The organism is Pseudomonas sp. D3-27 (assembly GCF_051132165.1).
Taxonomy (GTDB): domain Bacteria; phylum Pseudomonadota; class Gammaproteobacteria; order Pseudomonadales; family Pseudomonadaceae; genus Aquipseudomonas.
The window spans coordinates 2,072,458-2,088,326 of sequence record NZ_CP071667.1 but is presented as its reverse complement, the minus strand read 5'-3'; the positions used below and the strand labels follow the sequence as shown (position 1 = coordinate 2,088,326).

At 59.9% G+C, this 15,869-nt stretch carries 18 protein-coding genes; 8 read left to right on the top strand and 10 right to left on the bottom strand.

Annotated elements, in window-relative coordinates; all coding sequences use genetic code 11:
• Window positions 1-9: 9 nt before the first annotated feature.
• A complete protein-coding gene (locus J3P92_RS09675) occupies window positions 10-1,233 on the bottom strand; it encodes an MFS transporter (RefSeq protein WP_434650548.1) in 1,224 nt (407 codons plus the stop codon).
• A gap of 258 nt (window positions 1,234-1,491) precedes the next feature.
• Between J3P92_RS09675 and J3P92_RS09670 the strand changes: the two genes are divergently transcribed.
• Window positions 1,492-2,409, top strand: a complete 918-nt coding sequence (locus tag J3P92_RS09670; RefSeq protein WP_434650546.1) for an AraC family transcriptional regulator — start codon at window positions 1,492-1,494, stop codon at window positions 2,407-2,409.
• A gap of 162 nt (window positions 2,410-2,571) precedes the next feature.
• Here J3P92_RS09670 and J3P92_RS09665 read toward each other — a convergent pair whose 3' ends face one another.
• The 4 genes from J3P92_RS09665 to J3P92_RS09650 form a co-directional block, all read right to left on the bottom strand.
• Window positions 2,572-3,465, bottom strand: a complete 894-nt coding sequence (locus tag J3P92_RS09665) for a LysR family transcriptional regulator (protein ID WP_434650544.1) — start codon at window positions 3,463-3,465, stop codon at window positions 2,572-2,574.
• 7 nt (window positions 3,466-3,472) lie between these two features.
• Window positions 3,473-4,159 (bottom strand): cysteine hydrolase family protein, encoded by a 687-nt coding sequence (locus J3P92_RS09660; protein WP_420764655.1) that lies wholly within the window; start codon window positions 4,157-4,159, stop codon window positions 3,473-3,475.
• A 122-nt stretch (window positions 4,160-4,281) separates the two neighbouring features.
• Window positions 4,282-5,151: a TIGR03915 family putative DNA repair protein gene (locus J3P92_RS09655; protein WP_434610610.1), complete on the bottom strand. Its 870-nt coding sequence runs from the start codon at window positions 5,149-5,151 to the stop codon at window positions 4,282-4,284.
• A complete protein-coding gene (locus J3P92_RS09650) occupies window positions 5,142-6,362 on the bottom strand; it encodes a putative DNA modification/repair radical SAM protein (protein WP_434563302.1) in 1,221 nt (406 codons plus the stop codon). The genes J3P92_RS09655 and J3P92_RS09650 overlap by 10 nt, the downstream gene beginning before the upstream one ends.
• A gap of 161 nt (window positions 6,363-6,523) precedes the next feature.
• Here J3P92_RS09650 and J3P92_RS09645 point away from each other — a divergent pair, with 161 nt between their 5' ends.
• The 5 genes from J3P92_RS09645 (at window position 6,524) to tal (ending at window position 10,278) form a co-directional block, all read left to right on the top strand.
• The gene (locus tag J3P92_RS09645; protein WP_085987050.1) at window positions 6,524-6,694 is read left to right on the top strand and encodes a YhfG family protein; all 171 of its coding nucleotides are present in this window, start codon (window positions 6,524-6,526) and stop codon (window positions 6,692-6,694) included.
• A complete protein-coding gene (locus tag J3P92_RS09640; protein ID WP_434650542.1) occupies window positions 6,694-7,299 on the top strand; it encodes a putative adenosine monophosphate-protein transferase Fic in 606 nt (201 codons plus the stop codon). The genes J3P92_RS09645 and J3P92_RS09640 overlap by 1 nt, the downstream gene beginning before the upstream one ends.
• A 64-nt stretch (window positions 7,300-7,363) precedes the next feature.
• Window positions 7,364-8,086: a metallophosphoesterase gene (locus J3P92_RS09635; protein WP_434650540.1), complete on the top strand. Its 723-nt coding sequence runs from the start codon at window positions 7,364-7,366 to the stop codon at window positions 8,084-8,086.
• Between the two features lie 91 nt (window positions 8,087-8,177).
• Window positions 8,178-9,173, top strand: a complete 996-nt coding sequence (gene dusA, locus J3P92_RS09630) for a tRNA dihydrouridine(20/20a) synthase DusA (protein ID WP_434650538.1) — start codon at window positions 8,178-8,180, stop codon at window positions 9,171-9,173.
• Between the two features lie 178 nt (window positions 9,174-9,351).
• A complete protein-coding gene (tal, locus tag J3P92_RS09625) occupies window positions 9,352-10,278 on the top strand; it encodes a transaldolase (protein ID WP_420764661.1) in 927 nt (308 codons plus the stop codon).
• Window positions 10,279-10,422: 144 nt separating this feature from the next.
• On the opposite strand, the gene rssC is transcribed toward tal, so the two are convergent.
• The 3 genes from rssC to J3P92_RS09610 form a co-directional block, all read right to left on the bottom strand.
• Window positions 10,423-10,905, bottom strand: coding sequence for an anti-sigma factor antagonist RssC (gene rssC / locus J3P92_RS09620; RefSeq protein WP_420764662.1), 483 nt, complete (start codon window positions 10,903-10,905; stop codon window positions 10,423-10,425).
• On the bottom strand, window positions 10,905-12,086 hold the full coding sequence (gene rssB / locus J3P92_RS09615; RefSeq protein ID WP_039589103.1) for a two-component system response regulator RssB: 1,182 nt from the start codon (window positions 12,084-12,086) through the stop codon (window positions 10,905-10,907). The genes rssC and rssB overlap by 1 nt, the downstream gene beginning before the upstream one ends.
• 341 nt (window positions 12,087-12,427) lie before the next feature.
• A complete protein-coding gene (locus J3P92_RS09610) occupies window positions 12,428-13,117 on the bottom strand; it encodes an MlaA family lipoprotein (protein WP_420764663.1) in 690 nt (229 codons plus the stop codon).
• A 201-nt stretch (window positions 13,118-13,318) separates the two neighbouring features.
• Here J3P92_RS09610 and J3P92_RS09605 point away from each other — a divergent pair, with 201 nt between their 5' ends.
• Both J3P92_RS09605 and J3P92_RS09600 read left to right on the top strand, forming a co-directional pair.
• Window positions 13,319-13,939 carry an HAD family phosphatase gene (locus J3P92_RS09605; protein ID WP_434650536.1) on the top strand — a complete coding sequence of 207 codons (621 nt, stop codon included), beginning with the start codon at window positions 13,319-13,321 and terminating at the stop codon, window positions 13,937-13,939.
• A gap of 109 nt (window positions 13,940-14,048) precedes the next feature.
• A complete protein-coding gene (locus J3P92_RS09600; RefSeq protein ID WP_420764665.1) occupies window positions 14,049-14,315 on the top strand; it encodes a DUF4404 family protein in 267 nt (88 codons plus the stop codon).
• A gap of 84 nt (window positions 14,316-14,399) precedes the next feature.
• Here J3P92_RS09600 and queF read toward each other — a convergent pair whose 3' ends face one another.
• Both queF and copI read right to left on the bottom strand, forming a co-directional pair.
• Window positions 14,400-15,230, bottom strand: coding sequence for an NADPH-dependent 7-cyano-7-deazaguanine reductase QueF (queF, locus tag J3P92_RS09595; protein WP_420764666.1), 831 nt, complete (start codon window positions 15,228-15,230; stop codon window positions 14,400-14,402).
• A 61-nt stretch (window positions 15,231-15,291) separates the two neighbouring features.
• Complete coding sequence (gene copI / locus J3P92_RS09590) at window positions 15,292-15,813, bottom strand: copper-resistant cuproprotein CopI (RefSeq protein ID WP_434650534.1); 522 nt, start codon at window positions 15,811-15,813, stop codon at window positions 15,292-15,294.
• Window positions 15,814-15,869: the final 56 nt, after the last annotated feature.

Genomic DNA, 15,869 nt, shown 5'->3' with positions numbered 1-15,869 from the left:
GCTCCCAAGTCAACGCCCCGTGCTGTATGTCACGGTGGGCGACGCTTGTGTCGATGGTCGAGCCGCCGCCCGAGCTGCCAGAATGGTGAGGATTGCGGCTACGACCAAGACTGCGGCACTGGTCTCGAAGGTCGCGCGATAACCGCTCAAGTCAAACAGCACGCCGCCCACCGTGGCCCCCGATGCAATGGCGAGTTGAACGATCGCGACCATCAACCCACCCCCTGCCTCGGCATCGTCCGGCAACGTCCTTGCCAGCCAGGTCCACCAGCCCACAGGCGCGGCCGTGGCCACCAGGCCCCAGAGGCCGAGCAGTAAGGCTGTGATGGACACGGAACTGCCGAACCCCACCAAGGCCAGGGCGATCGCGGCCATGAGCAGCGGGATGATGATCAGCGTGCGATACAGGCCTTTTTTGAGGAGCGCACCGATCAGGAAGGTGCCGAGCAATCCCGCCAGACCAATCGCCAGCAACATCAGCGAAAGCAACGAGACGTCCACCCGCGTCACGCTCTCCAGGAACGGCCGCAGGTAGGTAAACAACATGAACTGGCCCATGAAGAACGTGCTGACCGCCAGCATGCCCAACGCAACCGGCGCCCGGGCCATCAGCCTGAAAGGATTGGCGGCGCCCCGTTTCGCCTGGATGGGCATCGACGGCAGGCTCATCAGCAGCCATGCCAGGGCGAGCGCAGCGACGGGCACGATGCAGAAAAACGCACCTCGCCAGCCGATGATCGCTCCCAGGAAACTGCCCAACGGCGCGGCCACGACCGTGGCCAAGGCATTGCCCCCGTTGACGATGGCAAGGGCCCGGGGAACTTTATCCTGCGGCACCAGGCGCATGGCCGTTGCCGCCGACAACGACCAGAAGCCGCCAATAGCAACGCCGATCAGTGCCCGCCCGACCATGAAAACCAGATAACTGGGCGCCAGTGCCGCCACCGTTCCGGAGACGATCATCAACAGCGTCAGCGCCGAGAGCAGCCACTTGCGTTCGATGCGCGCCGCGATCGACGCGATGAACAGGCTGGTGACTAACGCAAAGGCACCGGAAACGGCGATGCCCTGACCAGCCTGCCCTTCGCTGATGTGCAGGTCTGCGGCCACCGGTGTGAGCAGGCTGACCGGCATGAATTCCGACGCAACGAGTGCAAAGGCCGCCAACGACATGGCGAGCACAGCGCCCCATGCAGGTTTGCCCTGTGGTTTTGGCAATGAGGTATCGGTCATGAAAATCCTGAAATTGCTTGATGGGCTCGGAGCCCCTCTCTTGGGTCTAGTGATTGCACCGAGCATGGACCCGGCGAGCGAGCGCCGTTCCGGATGAGCTTAATGTGACGTGCAGTTTTAACGACCGGCAAGGGCGACCGGTAGAACATTTCGCTGGAGTTCTTGCCCGATCCTGTGAACCCGCCTGTTTGCCATAGGCAACGCTTCGCTTGGCGGGGTAATGTTCTGCCTATAGCTCTCAATCCCGCAGATATCGACATGACCGCCCAAGACAGATCGCTCCAACAGAGGCTCGCCAACCTCATCGATAACCGGACGACAGGACCGGGCGACTTTGACACGTCAATTGCCGGTCTTTGTTTTTTCCGCCGCGACGCCCCTGCCCCACCCATGACCTGCATGATCGAACCGAGCATCGTCCTCGTCGCCCAAGGGATGAAACAGGTGTGGATTGGGGGGCAGGCGTATGGGTACGACACCGCACGTTTCCTTATGACTTCGCTGGATATGCCTGCGAACTCGGAAGTGTTGGCCGCCAGCCCGCAACAGCCCTGCCTGGGGCTGGTCATGCGACTCGATTTGCGCATGGTGGCGGATCTGATCGCCCAGGGCAGCGTGATACCACGGGTCGAGCGCGCCGTCGGGATAGGTGCGGGGATCGGCACCGCCACCCAGGATTTTCTCGAGCCGTTCGTGCGCCTGCTGGCCCTGCTCGATGAACCCGACGCCATCCCGGTGCTGGCGCCCTTGATCCAGCGAGAAATTCACTATCGGTTGTTGATGGGCGACCAGGCCGCGCGGCTAAGGCAGATTGCCTCCGTCGACAGCCAAGGCTACCGGATCGCCAAGGCCATCGACTGGTTGAAGCTCAACTACACCGGGTCTGTACGTGTGGAGGACCTCGCGTCGCGCGTGCAGATGAGCGCCCCGACGTTCCATCACCATTTCCGCCAGCTCACGGCTATGAGCCCACTGCAATACCAGAAATGGCTGCGGTTGAACGAAGCAAAGCGCCTGATGCTCAACGAGCACTTGGACGTGGCGAGCGCGGCCTACCAGGTGGGCTATGAAAGCCCCTCGCAGTTCAGCCGAGAATACAGCCGTCTCTTCGGCGCGTCCCCGAAGCGGGATATCGCGGCGTTGCGCAGGCCGGCAAATGCCATTAAAGCTGATTGACTCGTGGTGCCCGGCTCCACCTTGGTGACTCGGCCTCATCCTGCGGGTCCGCCAGCGCAATACATTTGCGCGCCAGGATCAGGGGGATTGCATTGCACCTACACCAACCGCAAGCCAACCATGCGCAAGCCATGGAATACCTTGGAGCGCGCTTCGTTGTGCTCATCCGCCTGACACCGCGCGGTAATACTGCGTCATGTACTCCACGAACACGCGCACCTTGGCCGGCAGATGCCGGGCATGAGGGTAAAGCGCGTAGTAGTGCCGCTCCCCAAGGGTGTGCTCAGGCAGGATTCGCACCAGCCTGCCGGCCAGCAGGTCATCTTGCACCGTCGCCAGGGTAAACGCGGCTATGCCGCCGCCTGCCAAGGCATAAGCGTGCAAGGCAGTGATGGTGTCTGTATGAAAAATGCCCTGGCAATCCAGAGTGACGGGGCCTTCCCTGGCGCTGGTGAGCGTCCACTGAGGAGTCGCCCCATACGTCAGCAACCGATGCTCGTTGAGTTCGGCAGCACTGCGAGGCAAACCGCACTTGAACACGTAGGCCGGCGCCGCTACCAGCACCAGCGGTGAAACGCTGAGCAAACGGGCGACCAGGCTGCTGTCGGCCAAGGGCCCGCAAATCCGCAACGCGACGTCGAAGCCATCGGCCACCAGATCGACCAACGGATCAGAGCAAGACAAATCGATCTGGATCTCCGGATACCGCGCCTGGAAGGCCGGCAACCAATGCGCCAACTCCAAGGTGCCTACCACCAGCGGCGCGCTGATCCGAAGCAGCCCGAAGGGACGCTCGTGTTCCAGCGCGACGGCTTGGGACGCGGCATCGACTCGGTCAAGGATATCCACGCAGGCTGCGTAGTACCTTTCCCCTGCTGCCGTAAGGCTCATGCGGCGGGTATTGCGATTGACCAGACGCACGCCCAACGTGGATTCCAACTGATGCAAATGCCGGGAAACCGACGAGTGCGTGGTGTTCAGCCGCTCAGCGGCGGCTGAGAATCCCTGGGCCTCAGCGATGCAGCGGAACACACGCATGGCGACCATCTGATTCATAGGGGGCTTAGCGCACCGGTAGCTTGATGATTTCGGTGGTGTTCATCACATCGCCGAACGTATCCTCAATCTCGGCGAGGGCAGCCTTGTGCAAGGCGTCCTTGTCGATCGATTCCCCATTGACCCGGGTAATCGCACGCGTAGCTGATGCATCGGCCGCCACCAACACGTTATAGCTCAGCGGTGCCGCATCCCGAGCAGCGCCCGCCACGCACGCATGGGTCATGAGGCCGGAGACGATCACGTTCTCGATACCCCCGGCTTTCAGACGCTTGTCCAGATCGGTACTGCCGAACACGCTGACGGTGGTTTTTTGCAAGACCGGGTCATTGGGCCTGGGCTGCATATCAGGATGGAATTTCACGGTTTCACCGTCGATGGCAAACACAGGGGAGCCGGCGGGTGCGATGTGCTGAACGTGGTAGACCGGCATTTTGTGTTCATCGGCGAATTCGATCAGCTTCCGGGCGTTGGCCAGCGCTGCCGGGCCGTCAGGGATCGGCATCTTACCGGTGAAGTATTCATTCTGAAAATCGATCACCAGTAACGCGGTTTTACCGGCAGGCAACTGGCTCACGGGCACTGCGCCAGACATTGCACGAATGGTTGGATGACTCTCGGCCGAGGCGCCGGCACTGGCGAGAACGCCTGAGAATACACAGGCGGTGAGCAATCGACGGGTAAAGCTTTGCATGGGCAGTTCCTTCTTTCATGGAGTGAATGAAGGGAAGCCTAGGTGGATGGCTGGCGCCGGAACACAGCGCGGACGGCACAGAACTTGTTTGGAATCTGCACAAGTGAACCGTGATCGAGCGCTCAGGACTGTCTACAGCCCCGTACCTCTGCCCCACTGCCCGCGATTATCCGCTTCCCCACTTTCTCCCCCACTTCCAATGCCTGCCCATCCCTCTGCTTGCCCTGCCGCGCCTGCCCCACCAGCTGAGGAATCAAACCCCCTTCCGGTAAGTGCTTCCAGAATCGCCCCGGCATGTGCTGGCGCAACGCGGTGGGGTTGAGCCTCGCCGGATTGAAGATGTGTCGATAATAGGTGCGCCACAGTTCCGCGCCGGGATCTTCGGCGTGGCGAGCCCATTGTTGCCATTGCTCAGGGCAACGGCGTTGATAGTCCAGCGAATGCCCATCGAAACGAATGCCATCGCGGGGCGTTGCGATCAGCCAGCGTTGCCGGCCCAATCGCTCGGCAAAATGCCCGCTCGCGCTTTCAAGGATGTCGTGGGCGGGCTGGTGGAAAGCCACAAGATCCAACTGCAGTTGTTCGGCGACCGCCGGCGGCAGCGGTACGAAACGCACGAACGCATGAAGGTGATGGGCTTCGCGGCTGACCTGTTTGATACGCCGTTGCAATTCGCTGCCCAATCGATCTCCAGCGAGCATTGCGGTGCGGTCGCCATGGGCGACGCGCCAGAGCACTTCGTACAGCAGATTCCAGCGTTGTTCGCCCTGGTAGCGGCTGGCCTGTTCCAATTGCCCCAACAACCCCGCCGGCACGCGCGTCTGGAACGGCCCCGGGCCCTGTGGCAGCGGCGTCGGCACAGCCAGCAGGTCGGCGATCGGGCCCTGGGCCCATGTCACGTCGCTGGGGTCGATTCCGTGGCCCAGCAGCGTTCGGGCCTGGTCACGCCAGGTGCTGAAAACGTCGTCACAATCGAGGGCGATCATGCCCACAGCCCCATTTGCACCGGCCGCTGTGGGTCGCGCAAGCGCGCTCGGAGCAGCCCGCTGCGCACTTGGCCGTCAGCGGGGCGGTAATCGCTGGTCACGATAAACGGACGCGCCTTTTCCAACACGCAACGCAACTGCACCAAGTCGTCGTAGCGAATCCGCCGCTCCCTGCGCAGTGTCACCAGCCGCTGGACACTGCGCAGGCCGATGCCGGGAATGCGCGCGAGCAAAGCCGGCTCGGCGCGGTTGAGGTCGAGTGGAAACACATCACGATTGGCCAATGCCCAGGCCAGCTTGGGGTCGATGTCCAGGTCCAGGTTGGTGGATGTGCTCAATAGTTCGCCTGCCTTATAGCCGTAGCCTCGCATGAGGAAGTCGGCCTGATACAACCGATGCTCCCGCAGCAAAGGTGGCGCGGCCAGTGGCACGCTGGCGGGGCTCTCGGGGATCGGGCTGAAGGCGGAGTAATAGACTCGCCGCAGGCCGTAGCCCTGGTAAAGCGACTCGGCGTTGCTGAGGATGGCGTGGTCGTCAGTGGCATCGGCCCCGACGATCACTTGCGTGCTCTGCCCGGCCGGGGCAAAACGAGGCGCCCGCGGCTCGCCCGCCACCGCCTGTTGGCCGTCGTGGATGGTGCCCATCGCCTGACGGATGGTAGCCAGTTGCTTCTCCGGCGCCAGGCGCTTGAGGCTGATCTCCGAGGACAATTCGATATTCACGCTCAGGCGATCCGCCAGCCGCCCGGCCTCTTCGATCAATAGCGGGTCGGCGTCGGGAATGGTCTTGAGATGGATATATCCACGGAACTGGTGCTCTTCGCGCAGCAACCGCGCGACTCGAACCAACTGCTCCATGGTGTAATCGGCCGAGCGAATGATGCCAGAGCTCAGGAAAAGGCCGCTGATGCAATTACGTCGATAGAAATCCAGGGTCAGCCGGACCACTTCTTCGGGTGAGAATCGCGCCCTCGGCACATTGCTGGAGCGGCGGTTCACGCAGTACTGGCAGTCGTACAGGCAGAAATTGGTCAATAACACCTTGAGCAGCGATACACAGCGACCATCTGGCGTGTAGCTATGGCAGATACCCATGCCATCCGTGGCCCCAAGCCCGTCCCGCCCCCGCGAACTGCGCTTGGGGGCGCCACTGCTGGCGCAGGATGCGTCATATTTGGCGGCATCGGCAAGAATGCCTAGCTTGGCAATGAGTTGCATGGAAAACACTCGAACACTGGATGCATGAACAGTATTCGCAGATGCGCCGTGTTGCAAGCTCCGTTGGTCAATCCAGCCGCCGAACCGACAGTGACAGATGGGCTCATTGGCTACGCGATGGGCTATAATCCGCTCACCCACGTGATTCGAGGTCCAACCCCATGGGCACTGTCAGCCTTGAAACAAAGAAGGCCTACGCGGCCAGGACTCGTAGGTCCAACTACGCAGCGAGCCTGCGCCTGGAGGGCTTCAAGGTGTCTTTCGAGGACGGCGAACGCAAGCTGCCATCCCGTGAAGACGTGTTGAAGACCTTCACCAAGACCCGAGCCTGATGCCCGACAAATATGGCGTCGGCGAGGACGCCTACTGCTATCCCGGCTCCACGGTCCTGCGCAACAAACTCGATATACACGACGAACCCACCCTGGGCGAAGCCGAACAACAGCTTTCGGCGATCGCGGCGAGCAGTGTTGAATTCAACCCGCCCCCTTACGGCCTGGCTTACCTTCAGAACATCCATCACGCATTGTTCGCAGACCTGTTCGAATGGGCCGGACAGCTGCGGACCGTTGGCATGGCCAAGCAGGACACTCGCTTCTGCCAACCGGAATACATGGAGAAGGAAGCCGAAAAGATTTTCGCCCGCATGGCGGCAGCGAATTGGTTCGAAGCAATGGGCCGGGATGAACTCATAGTCGCCGTGGCGGACGCCTATTCCGATATCAACGTCATCCATCCCTTTCGTGAAGGCAACGGCCGCGCCCAACGCATCCTGTTCGAGCACCTCATCATGAATGTCGGGTTCGAAATAAGTTGGTGGGGAATCGAAAAAGACGAATGGATCAATGCCAATATCGCGGCTTATAACTGCGTGCTCGATCCCATGGAAACCGTTTTCAAGAAGTGTATTGGACAGCCGATACAATCTCGACCATAAGTTACCTGCGCTCTTTGCTTAAGCGATACATTCCGTGCCAGCCAACCCTGCCGAAAGACGATGTATGAACCAGACCGCCTCGTTCCCCCCGAATGAACGAGGCCGAGACTTTGTCGTGGGCGACGTCCACGGGCATTTCAAGCTTCTGGAAAGGGCCTTGGCGAAACTCGAGTTCAATACCGAAGTAGACCGGGTTTTTTCCGTGGGGGACCTCATCGATCGCGGTCCCGACTCAGAGGACGTATTGAATTGGCTTGGGCAACCCTGGTTTCATGCGGTACGCGGCAACCATGAGCAAATGGTTATCGATGGTATCTGCGGCCACGGAGACAGACACAGGCACATCCGCAACGGCGGCGCCTGGCTCTATGAGTTGAGCCCGACCACCCAGGAGCAACTTCTAGCAGCGCTTCAGCAACTTCCGATCATTATCGAAGTTAAGTTATCCGACGATAAAACAGTTGGGATAGTACATGCCCAAGCGCCAGCTGTCGGGCTTGAAAATGAATGGCAGAATGCGAAGGAAGCCATTACCGGAACGCGAGGAAAGCAGTCCGAACAACAAGCCTTGGCGCAAGCCCTTTATGTCCGGGACAAAATCGAACAGCAGGACCCGACTCCAATCAAAGGCATCCACGAAGTTTATGTCGGACACTCATCAGTCCCGCGCGTCACCCGCCTCGGCAACGTTGTCTACATGGATACTGGCTGCTCCTTTTCCGACGGAGCACTGAGCCTCATGGAAATCGGCAGCCAATCGGTTTTCAGCATAGGCATGACGCAGTGAATGGGTGGGCTGCCTAGTCCGGGCTGAATGCATTCGCTGCCGCCCCATACCTGATAAACTGTGCGGCCTCCGCATTTGCCTCCAGATTCCCATGCCTCTTCAAGAAACTTTGCGACAGTCCGTTTCCCGCCGCTTCAGCGTGGCCCCGATGATGGATTGGACCGACGCCCACTGTCGCTTCTTCCTACGCATCCTCTCCAAGCACGCCCTGCTTTACACCGAAATGGTCACCACCGGTGCCTTGCTCAACGGCGACCACGAACGCTTCCTGCGCCACCATGAAACCGAGCATCCGCTGGCCCTGCAACTGGGCGGCAGCGTCCCCGGCGACTTGGCGGCCTGCGCCCGAATGGCCCAGGAACATGGCTACGACGAGGTGAATCTCAACGTCGGCTGCCCAAGCGACCGGGTGCAGAACAACATGATCGGCGCCTGCTTGATGGGGCATCCGGAATTGGTGGCCGATTGCGTGAAAGCGATGCGCGACGCCGTGTCGATTCCGGTGACGGTCAAGCATCGGATCGGGATCAATGGTCGCGACAGTTATGAGCAATTGTGCGAGTTCGTCGGGACCGTGCGTGACGCCGGTTGCAACAGTTTTACCGTGCATGCGCGGATTGCGATCCTGGAGGGGTTGTCGCCGAAGGAGAATCGCGACATTCCGCCATTGCGCTATGACGTGGTGGCCCGATTGAAAGCGGACTTCCCTGAGCTGGAGATCGTACTCAACGGTGGAATCAAGACACTGGAGGCCTGCCACGAACATCTGCAAACGTTCGATGGTGTCATGCTGGGCCGCGAGGCGTACCACAACCCGTATCTGCTGGCCGAAGTGGACCAACAGTTGTTCGGCAGCACTGCGCCGCTCATTACTCGTGCCGAGGCCTTGGCACAGCTGCGGCCTTATATTGCCGATCACTTGGCACAAGGCGGTGCCATGCACCACATCACCCGTCACGTGCTGGGGCTGGGCACTGGGTTCCCGGGCGCGCGGCGGTTCCGGCAGTTATTGTCGGTGGATATCCACAAGACCAAGGATCCGTTGGCCTTGCTCGATCAGGCGGGCCAGTTGCTGGAAGGGCGTTAACCATCACTTGCTTTGAACCTGCGCGCTGTTTTGGCATCGTATCTACCGGTAGTTGCCCCGGCCTTTCAAACACCCGTTTTCAGGTTGTTGCCGCTGGGGCCATCGATACCTCTTCACGCCCTTGAGTGGCTGCCGGCCCTCGGGTAATGTCAACGGACCCATAGGACAGAGCACGCTCATGACTTCCAAGCTGGAACAACTCAAGCAGTTCACCACCGTCGTGGCCGATACGGGCGACTTCGAAGCCATCGCCCGCATCAAACCCGTCGACGCCACCACCAACCCATCCCTGCTGCTCAAGGCTTCGGCCATCCACGGTTATGCCGAGCTGCTGAACGCTTGCGTGGCGGACTGCAAGGGCGACGTGGGCCTGGCCAGCGACCGCTTTGGTGTTGCGGTGGGCCAGGAAATCCTGAAAGTGATTCCGGGGCGCATTTCCACCGAAGTGGATGCACGCCTTTCGTTCGATACCGAAGCCATGCTCAAGCGCGCGCATCGGCTGGTCGATCTGTACGAAAAGGCCGGCGTTGGCCGTGACCGCGTGCTGATCAAGATCGCTTCGACCTGGGAAGGCATCCGCGCTGCCGAGAAACTGGAGCGCGAAGGCATCCAGTGCAACCTGACCCTGCTGTTCTCCTTCGCCCAGGCCGCTGCCTGTGCAGATGCCGGGGTTTTCCTGATCTCGCCGTTCGTGGGCCGTATCTACGATTGGTACAAGAAGGCCAACGGCAACGACTACACCGGCGCCGATGATCCGGGCGTGCAGTCCGTGACGCGCATCTATAACTATTACAAGGCCAATGACTACAAGACCGTGGTTATGGGCGCGAGCTTCCGCAACCTCAACCAGATCGAGCAATTGGCCGGTTGCGATCGCTTGACTGTCAGCCCTGAGCTGCTGGAGAAACTGGCCGCCGACGAAGGCAAGCTGGAGCGCAAACTGGCACCTGGGCAAGCTGGAGAAGCTCGCCTGAGCCTCAATGAGCCCCAGTTCCGCTGGTTGTCCAACGAAGACGCCATGGCGACCGAGAAACTGGCTGAAGGCATCCGTCAGTTCGCTCGTGACCAGGAGAAGCTGGAAGCGTTGCTGCAAGCCAAGCTTTGAGCTGATTCGCAAGGCATGCAAAAGGGCGAACCCTGATGGGTTCGCCCTTTTTTATGCGGCTCGGCCTGAGAAATCTGGCGTCTGACCAGGCCATTCGCAAGCAGGCTCGCGAAAGCGTCAGTCCGGCCTACGCAGGCTCAAGAATCAAGGCCGCTCCAGCGCATTCACCAAGTCATGGAACGCTTCGCGATTGGAGTCGTTCAGCCCCATGAGGATCTTGTGGGCTTCGAGTACCTTGATCCGCACTTCTTCCTCGGATTGGTCCTGGTCAGGCAGGTCGTCCAGGCAATCGGGGCATGGCACCGGATCGCCGACGATGTTGAACACCTGGTCGAAACCCATCGATTGCAGAAGACGGGTGATGTCGTTGTGGGTAGTGACGACAGTCGGCAGCAGGCCGACTTTCTGCCGCGACAGTATCGACAGCTTGGCCAGTAGGCCCAGCGTAGTGCTGTCGATGCTGCGGGTTTCGGTCAGGTCGATCACGATGGCGCTGAAATTCAGCGCGGTGAAGATCTTTTCTATTGTCGCATCCAGCGCCGAACACAAGGTCAGGCGCACCTCACCGACAAACTTCAGGACAAAAGTGCCGTCCTGCTCGGCGAACTGGATTCTACCGGTACTCATCAAAGGTTCCTGCTCAACACTAACAGGGCGATATCATCCGGCATCTCCCCTAGCGTGGCTAATCCAAACACTTGCCGCAGGCCTTCCAGGCTGCCGCCCGCTGCACTCACCCGCTCGGGCAAGGCCGCTTCTTTCTCTTTGAGTGTAGGCTCTGACAAAAGGTCCAGAATGCCATCAGACATCAGCGTCAGGCTGAATGTCGGTGGCAGCTCCAATACGTGGTCCTCATAGGTCGCCTCGTTGAACAGGCCTACCGGCAAACCACGCCCTTCCAGGTAACGAACACTGTCTGGTGTATACAACACAGGCAACGGCAGGTGACCGCCGATGCTATAGGTCAACAAACCAGTCTCCTCGTCGATGACTCCACCGACCATCGTGACGTGCTTGCCCAGCTTACAACTGATCAGGCCCCGGTTGATATGCCCAAGGACCTCCGAAGGCTTGAATTCCGGCAATGTGCCGTTGCGCTTGGATTCGAACAGCAGGCGCGTGGTCATGAACTTCAGCAACACCGTGACGAACGCCGACGAAGCACCGTGCCCGGAAACGTCCGCCAGGTAGAACGCCACGCGACGCTCATCTACACGAAAATAATCGACGAAGTCCCCCGACAGGTACAACGACGGGATGATCTGATGGGCAAAACGGAAACCATCGACCGTCCAGGGGCTCACCGGCAGCATGTTCATTTGCACCTGGCGCCCGGCGTTCTGGTCCTCTTGCAACAGGTTCAGGCTGGCTTCGAGCTCGCGATTGGCGGTCTCCAGCTTTTCCCTGTAGCGCTGGTTCTCCACCAGCAGTCGCGAGCGATCCAGGGCTCGGCGCACCGAGTGCTCAAGCACCGCGAGGTCTTCGAGGGGCTTGATCAGGTAGTCCGCCGCGCCCAGGCGCAACGCCTCGACCGCGTCGTTCATCACACCCGCGCCCGAAACGACGATGACCGGGGTCTGCGACGACAGCTCGGTGACCTGGCGAATGAGTTCGAGTCCGCCCATCTGCGGCATGCGCAGGTCGCAGATGACCAGGTCGGGCTTCTCCTGCTCGAATACCTGAAGACCCTGTTGGCCGTTACTGGCCTGCAAGACGCTGAAACCACTGTCTTCCAAGTAGGCCGCGAGACTGGCTCGCACCACTTCGTCATCATCGATTATCAGCAGCGTGGCACTGGTTTTTGGCATGTGGGCAAACGGCGCCAGAATTAGGTTGGCGTAGCGGGCTTGGCGTTGGGCCTGCGCGCACTACTGGATTCGCTTTCTAGCCTCTCTGCCGTACCGGCTTCAGGCCTTCGCCCTACACACGGTTACACCAGAGGTGCCCTTCTAAGGCGCAGACGGTACTCCCATCCGCGGGGCGTTTCAAGCTCATGCGAATCGTCGCTTGCCGTCTTTATTTGTCAAAGCACGGAGAGTTATAAGAACCGAGCGAAGCGTAACTCAATGGAAGGACAAATCTGCGCTTGAACCCTACCAAAGCAAAGAAGGCGGCCATCTGGGCCGCCTCCGCAACTTACAATTGGAAATTAAAAATCATCTTCGACTTGACCATCCTTGACCTTGAATTCGCGGTTTTGCAGGAAGGCATTGCGGATGAACACATACTTGTCGCCGCTGACGAGCTTTTCCGCCGAGAGCAGGCTGGCACGGGTGTCGACGATGTTCAGGCCCCAGATCGAATTGCGGACCGAGACATTATCGATATAAGGGTAAGGGGTGGCGTAGCTGTCGACCCACTTGGCCGGCGCGTCACGCAGGGTACTCGGCCCCAGCAGCGGCAGCATCAGGTACGGTCCGCTGCCCAGCCCCCAATACCCGAGGGTCTGGCCGAAATCTTCGTCGTTACGTTGCAGGCCCATCTTGGTGCCCACGTCGAAAAACCCCAGGAGACCGAACGTGGTATTGAAAATCAAACGGGCTGTGTCGACTCCCGCAGCGGCCGGTTTGGCTTGCAACAGGTCGTTGGCCAGGTTGCCCACGTCACCGATGTTGCGAAACATGTTGTGGATGCCGTCTTCGAGGAATCGCGGCGTCACGTACTGATAACCCTGGGCCAGCGGTTTGAGCGCATAGGTATCAATGGTGTCGTTGAAGGTGAAGATTGGACGGTTGATGCTTTCCCATGGATCTTCTTCCGTGGCGGCCTGGGCGGCAAACGGTACCAGCAGGATACTGGCAGATAGACACAGCTGAGCTAGACGATGGCTCCAGCGCATAGGGAAAACTCCTTGGATTATTCAGGCAAGGGCGCCGAGCCCAGGCGGTAAGGCCGCTAGTATAAGACGGAAAACGTGGATAGGCAGCACTGAAGCAAGAAGCTCGCTGTAGGAATATTCCACAACTAACTCGCATCATGGTGCTGTCACCGGACTGTCATCCGCGCTCGCTAGGCTGCTGGTTATTTCAAGGACGTTCCCATGCCGCGCGCCGAAGCACTGCCCCTCCCTGCCCCCAGCCTTACCGCCGTACTGTTTGGCCTGAGTGGATGCCTGGTGGATTTCGGGGCGCGCATACGCCAGCCAGGCACCCAGCCATCGGATCATGCCCATCCGACCCCAGGCGCGCTGGAAAGCCTGCAACGCTTGCAGCATCTGGATATCCCCTGCGCCTGGCTCGACGACCTGCCCCCCGCCGTCAGCCATGGCCTGGCGACTTCGTTGCCTGCGTCCATCAAGGCGCCGCAACTTCCCGCAACAAATCAACCTTGGCCGGCGCCGCATGCCTGCTGGCAAGCCCTCATGGCGCTGAACGTCCAACAGTTGGACGGCTGCGTGTTGGTCAGTGGCGAACCCAAGTTGTTGCAGTCCGGGCTCAACGCCGGGTTGTGGACCATTGGACTGGCGTCCTGCGGCTCATTGTGCGGGCTGTCCCCTTCCGAATGGCAAGCCCTGAGCCAGCAGGAACGGGAAATCAAACGGGCCAAGGCCACGGTGCAGCTCTTCAGCCTCGGCGTGCATTCGGTGATCGACCACCTGGGCGAACTGGACACTTGCCTGACCGACATCAGCCTGCGCAGACAAAAAGGCGAGAAGCCCTGAGCCGGATCATGCAGGGTGCGTGAGTGTGGATTACTCTTAAGGCAGGCCAAGGACCTTTGACGCAGCGTCGCGGTCCATGTCTGTGCCTATCAATAAAGGGAGTACGCCAATGCCTGCCAGCCGGGAATTGCAAGAACAACTCGATACCTTGCGCGAGCAATTGGAACAGGACCCGCCGCTGTCTGAGCCAGATCGCGAACATCTGCACAAGTTGATGGCAGAGATCGAATCTCAGATCGAATTGGAAAACCAGCTTCAGGACAACAACCTGGTCGACGGCGTAAACCTGGCCGTAGAGCGTTTTGAAGTGGAGCACCCAACGATCGCCGGAACACTGCGCAATATCGTCATTACCTTGGGCGGCATGGGGATCTAAACCCTTGAAACGCAGAAAGCCCTGCTATCGCCAGCAGGGCTTTTTAATGTTTACGAATTGAAATGCAATCCCACAATCAAGATGTCATTGGCGGACCAGCCGATGGTTCGGCAATTGCACCTCGTCGGTGCTGCGATACGGATTGATGTCCAGCCCACCACGCCGCACATACCGCGCATACACCGTCAGTTTCTCCGGCTTGAGCAAGCGCTGCAGGTCGAGGAAGATCCGCTCCACGCACTGCTCATGGAAATCCGAGTGCTGGCGAAAGCTAACGATATAGGCCAACAAGCTCGCATGATCCAACGCAGCGCCGCGATACTCCACCGCTACGCTGCCCCAATCCGGCTGGCTCGTCACCGGGCAGTTGGACTTGAGCAAATGGCTGTGCAGGCTTTCCTCGACGATGCGCGAGTCATCGCAACGCAACAGTTCCGGGCGCGGGTGTTCATAGGAATCGACGCTGATGTCCAATTCGTCGATGCACGCACCGGGCAGCGCCACGATGCCTTCGTTTTCCACATCCTTGAGACTGCGGATCCGCACACCCACTGGCTTGCCGGCAGCCGCCGAAAGGTCCTGGCGCAAGGTCGCTTCCAGGCTCGCGGTGTCGGTGAATGGGGTCTGGTTCAACGAGTTCAAGTAAAGCTTGAAGGATTTGGACTCGATAATGTTCGGCGAATCCGCCGCGATGGCGAACTCGCCGATGGCCACCACCGGCTTGCCGGAAGGCAACAGCCAGGACAATTCGAAACAGTTCCAGAAATCCACGCCTTTGTACGGCAGGGTCTCGGCCGTCAGGCCCAGCTCCGCCCACTTCGCGGCGCGCGGAATCGGGAACAGCAATGACGGCGTGTACGTGGCGATGTATTCGCTGGATTTGCCCAGCGGCGAATGTTCGGCTGCGGGATGCATGACGGAAACCTGACTGAAGAATCAGCGGATTCTACCAGTCTTTGCCGCAGCCTTTGAGTGCTTACTGACTGACTGTCAGCTCGCCCCTCATGCCAGCCTGGTAATGGCCGGGAACATTACAGGCGAATTCCAGGCGCGTGGCCTTGCTGAAGGTCCAGGTCAGCTCGGCGGTCTTGCCCGGCTCCACCAGCACGCTGTTGGGATCATCGTGGCGCATCTTCGCCTCGCCGTGGCCCATGGCGGCATGATCCAACCCCGACTTCATCGTGGTCGGCATCAACTGGCCGCTCTGCTGCATCTTGAGCATTTGCTTTTGGTGCTCCACGTGCGTTGCAGCGTTGCCGAGGTTGAACTCATGAAGCAGCTGGCCTTTGTTGATGAGTACGAATCGAACCGTCTCGCCGGCCTTGACGCCCAGCGCACCGGGATCGAACGTCATGTCGCCCATCACCACATCGATGCTGCGACCGGCCTTGGCCGCTGGCGCAGGCTGACCGAAATCAAAATGGCCCGGCGATGCCCACGACAGCGCACTGAGGGTCAATGCGCAAACAGCCAGGATCAAGCGTACTCCCATCAACATGTCCATACTCCAGTCAGATTCAGCGTGTGGGAAAATCCATCGTCGCAGGCCTGCCA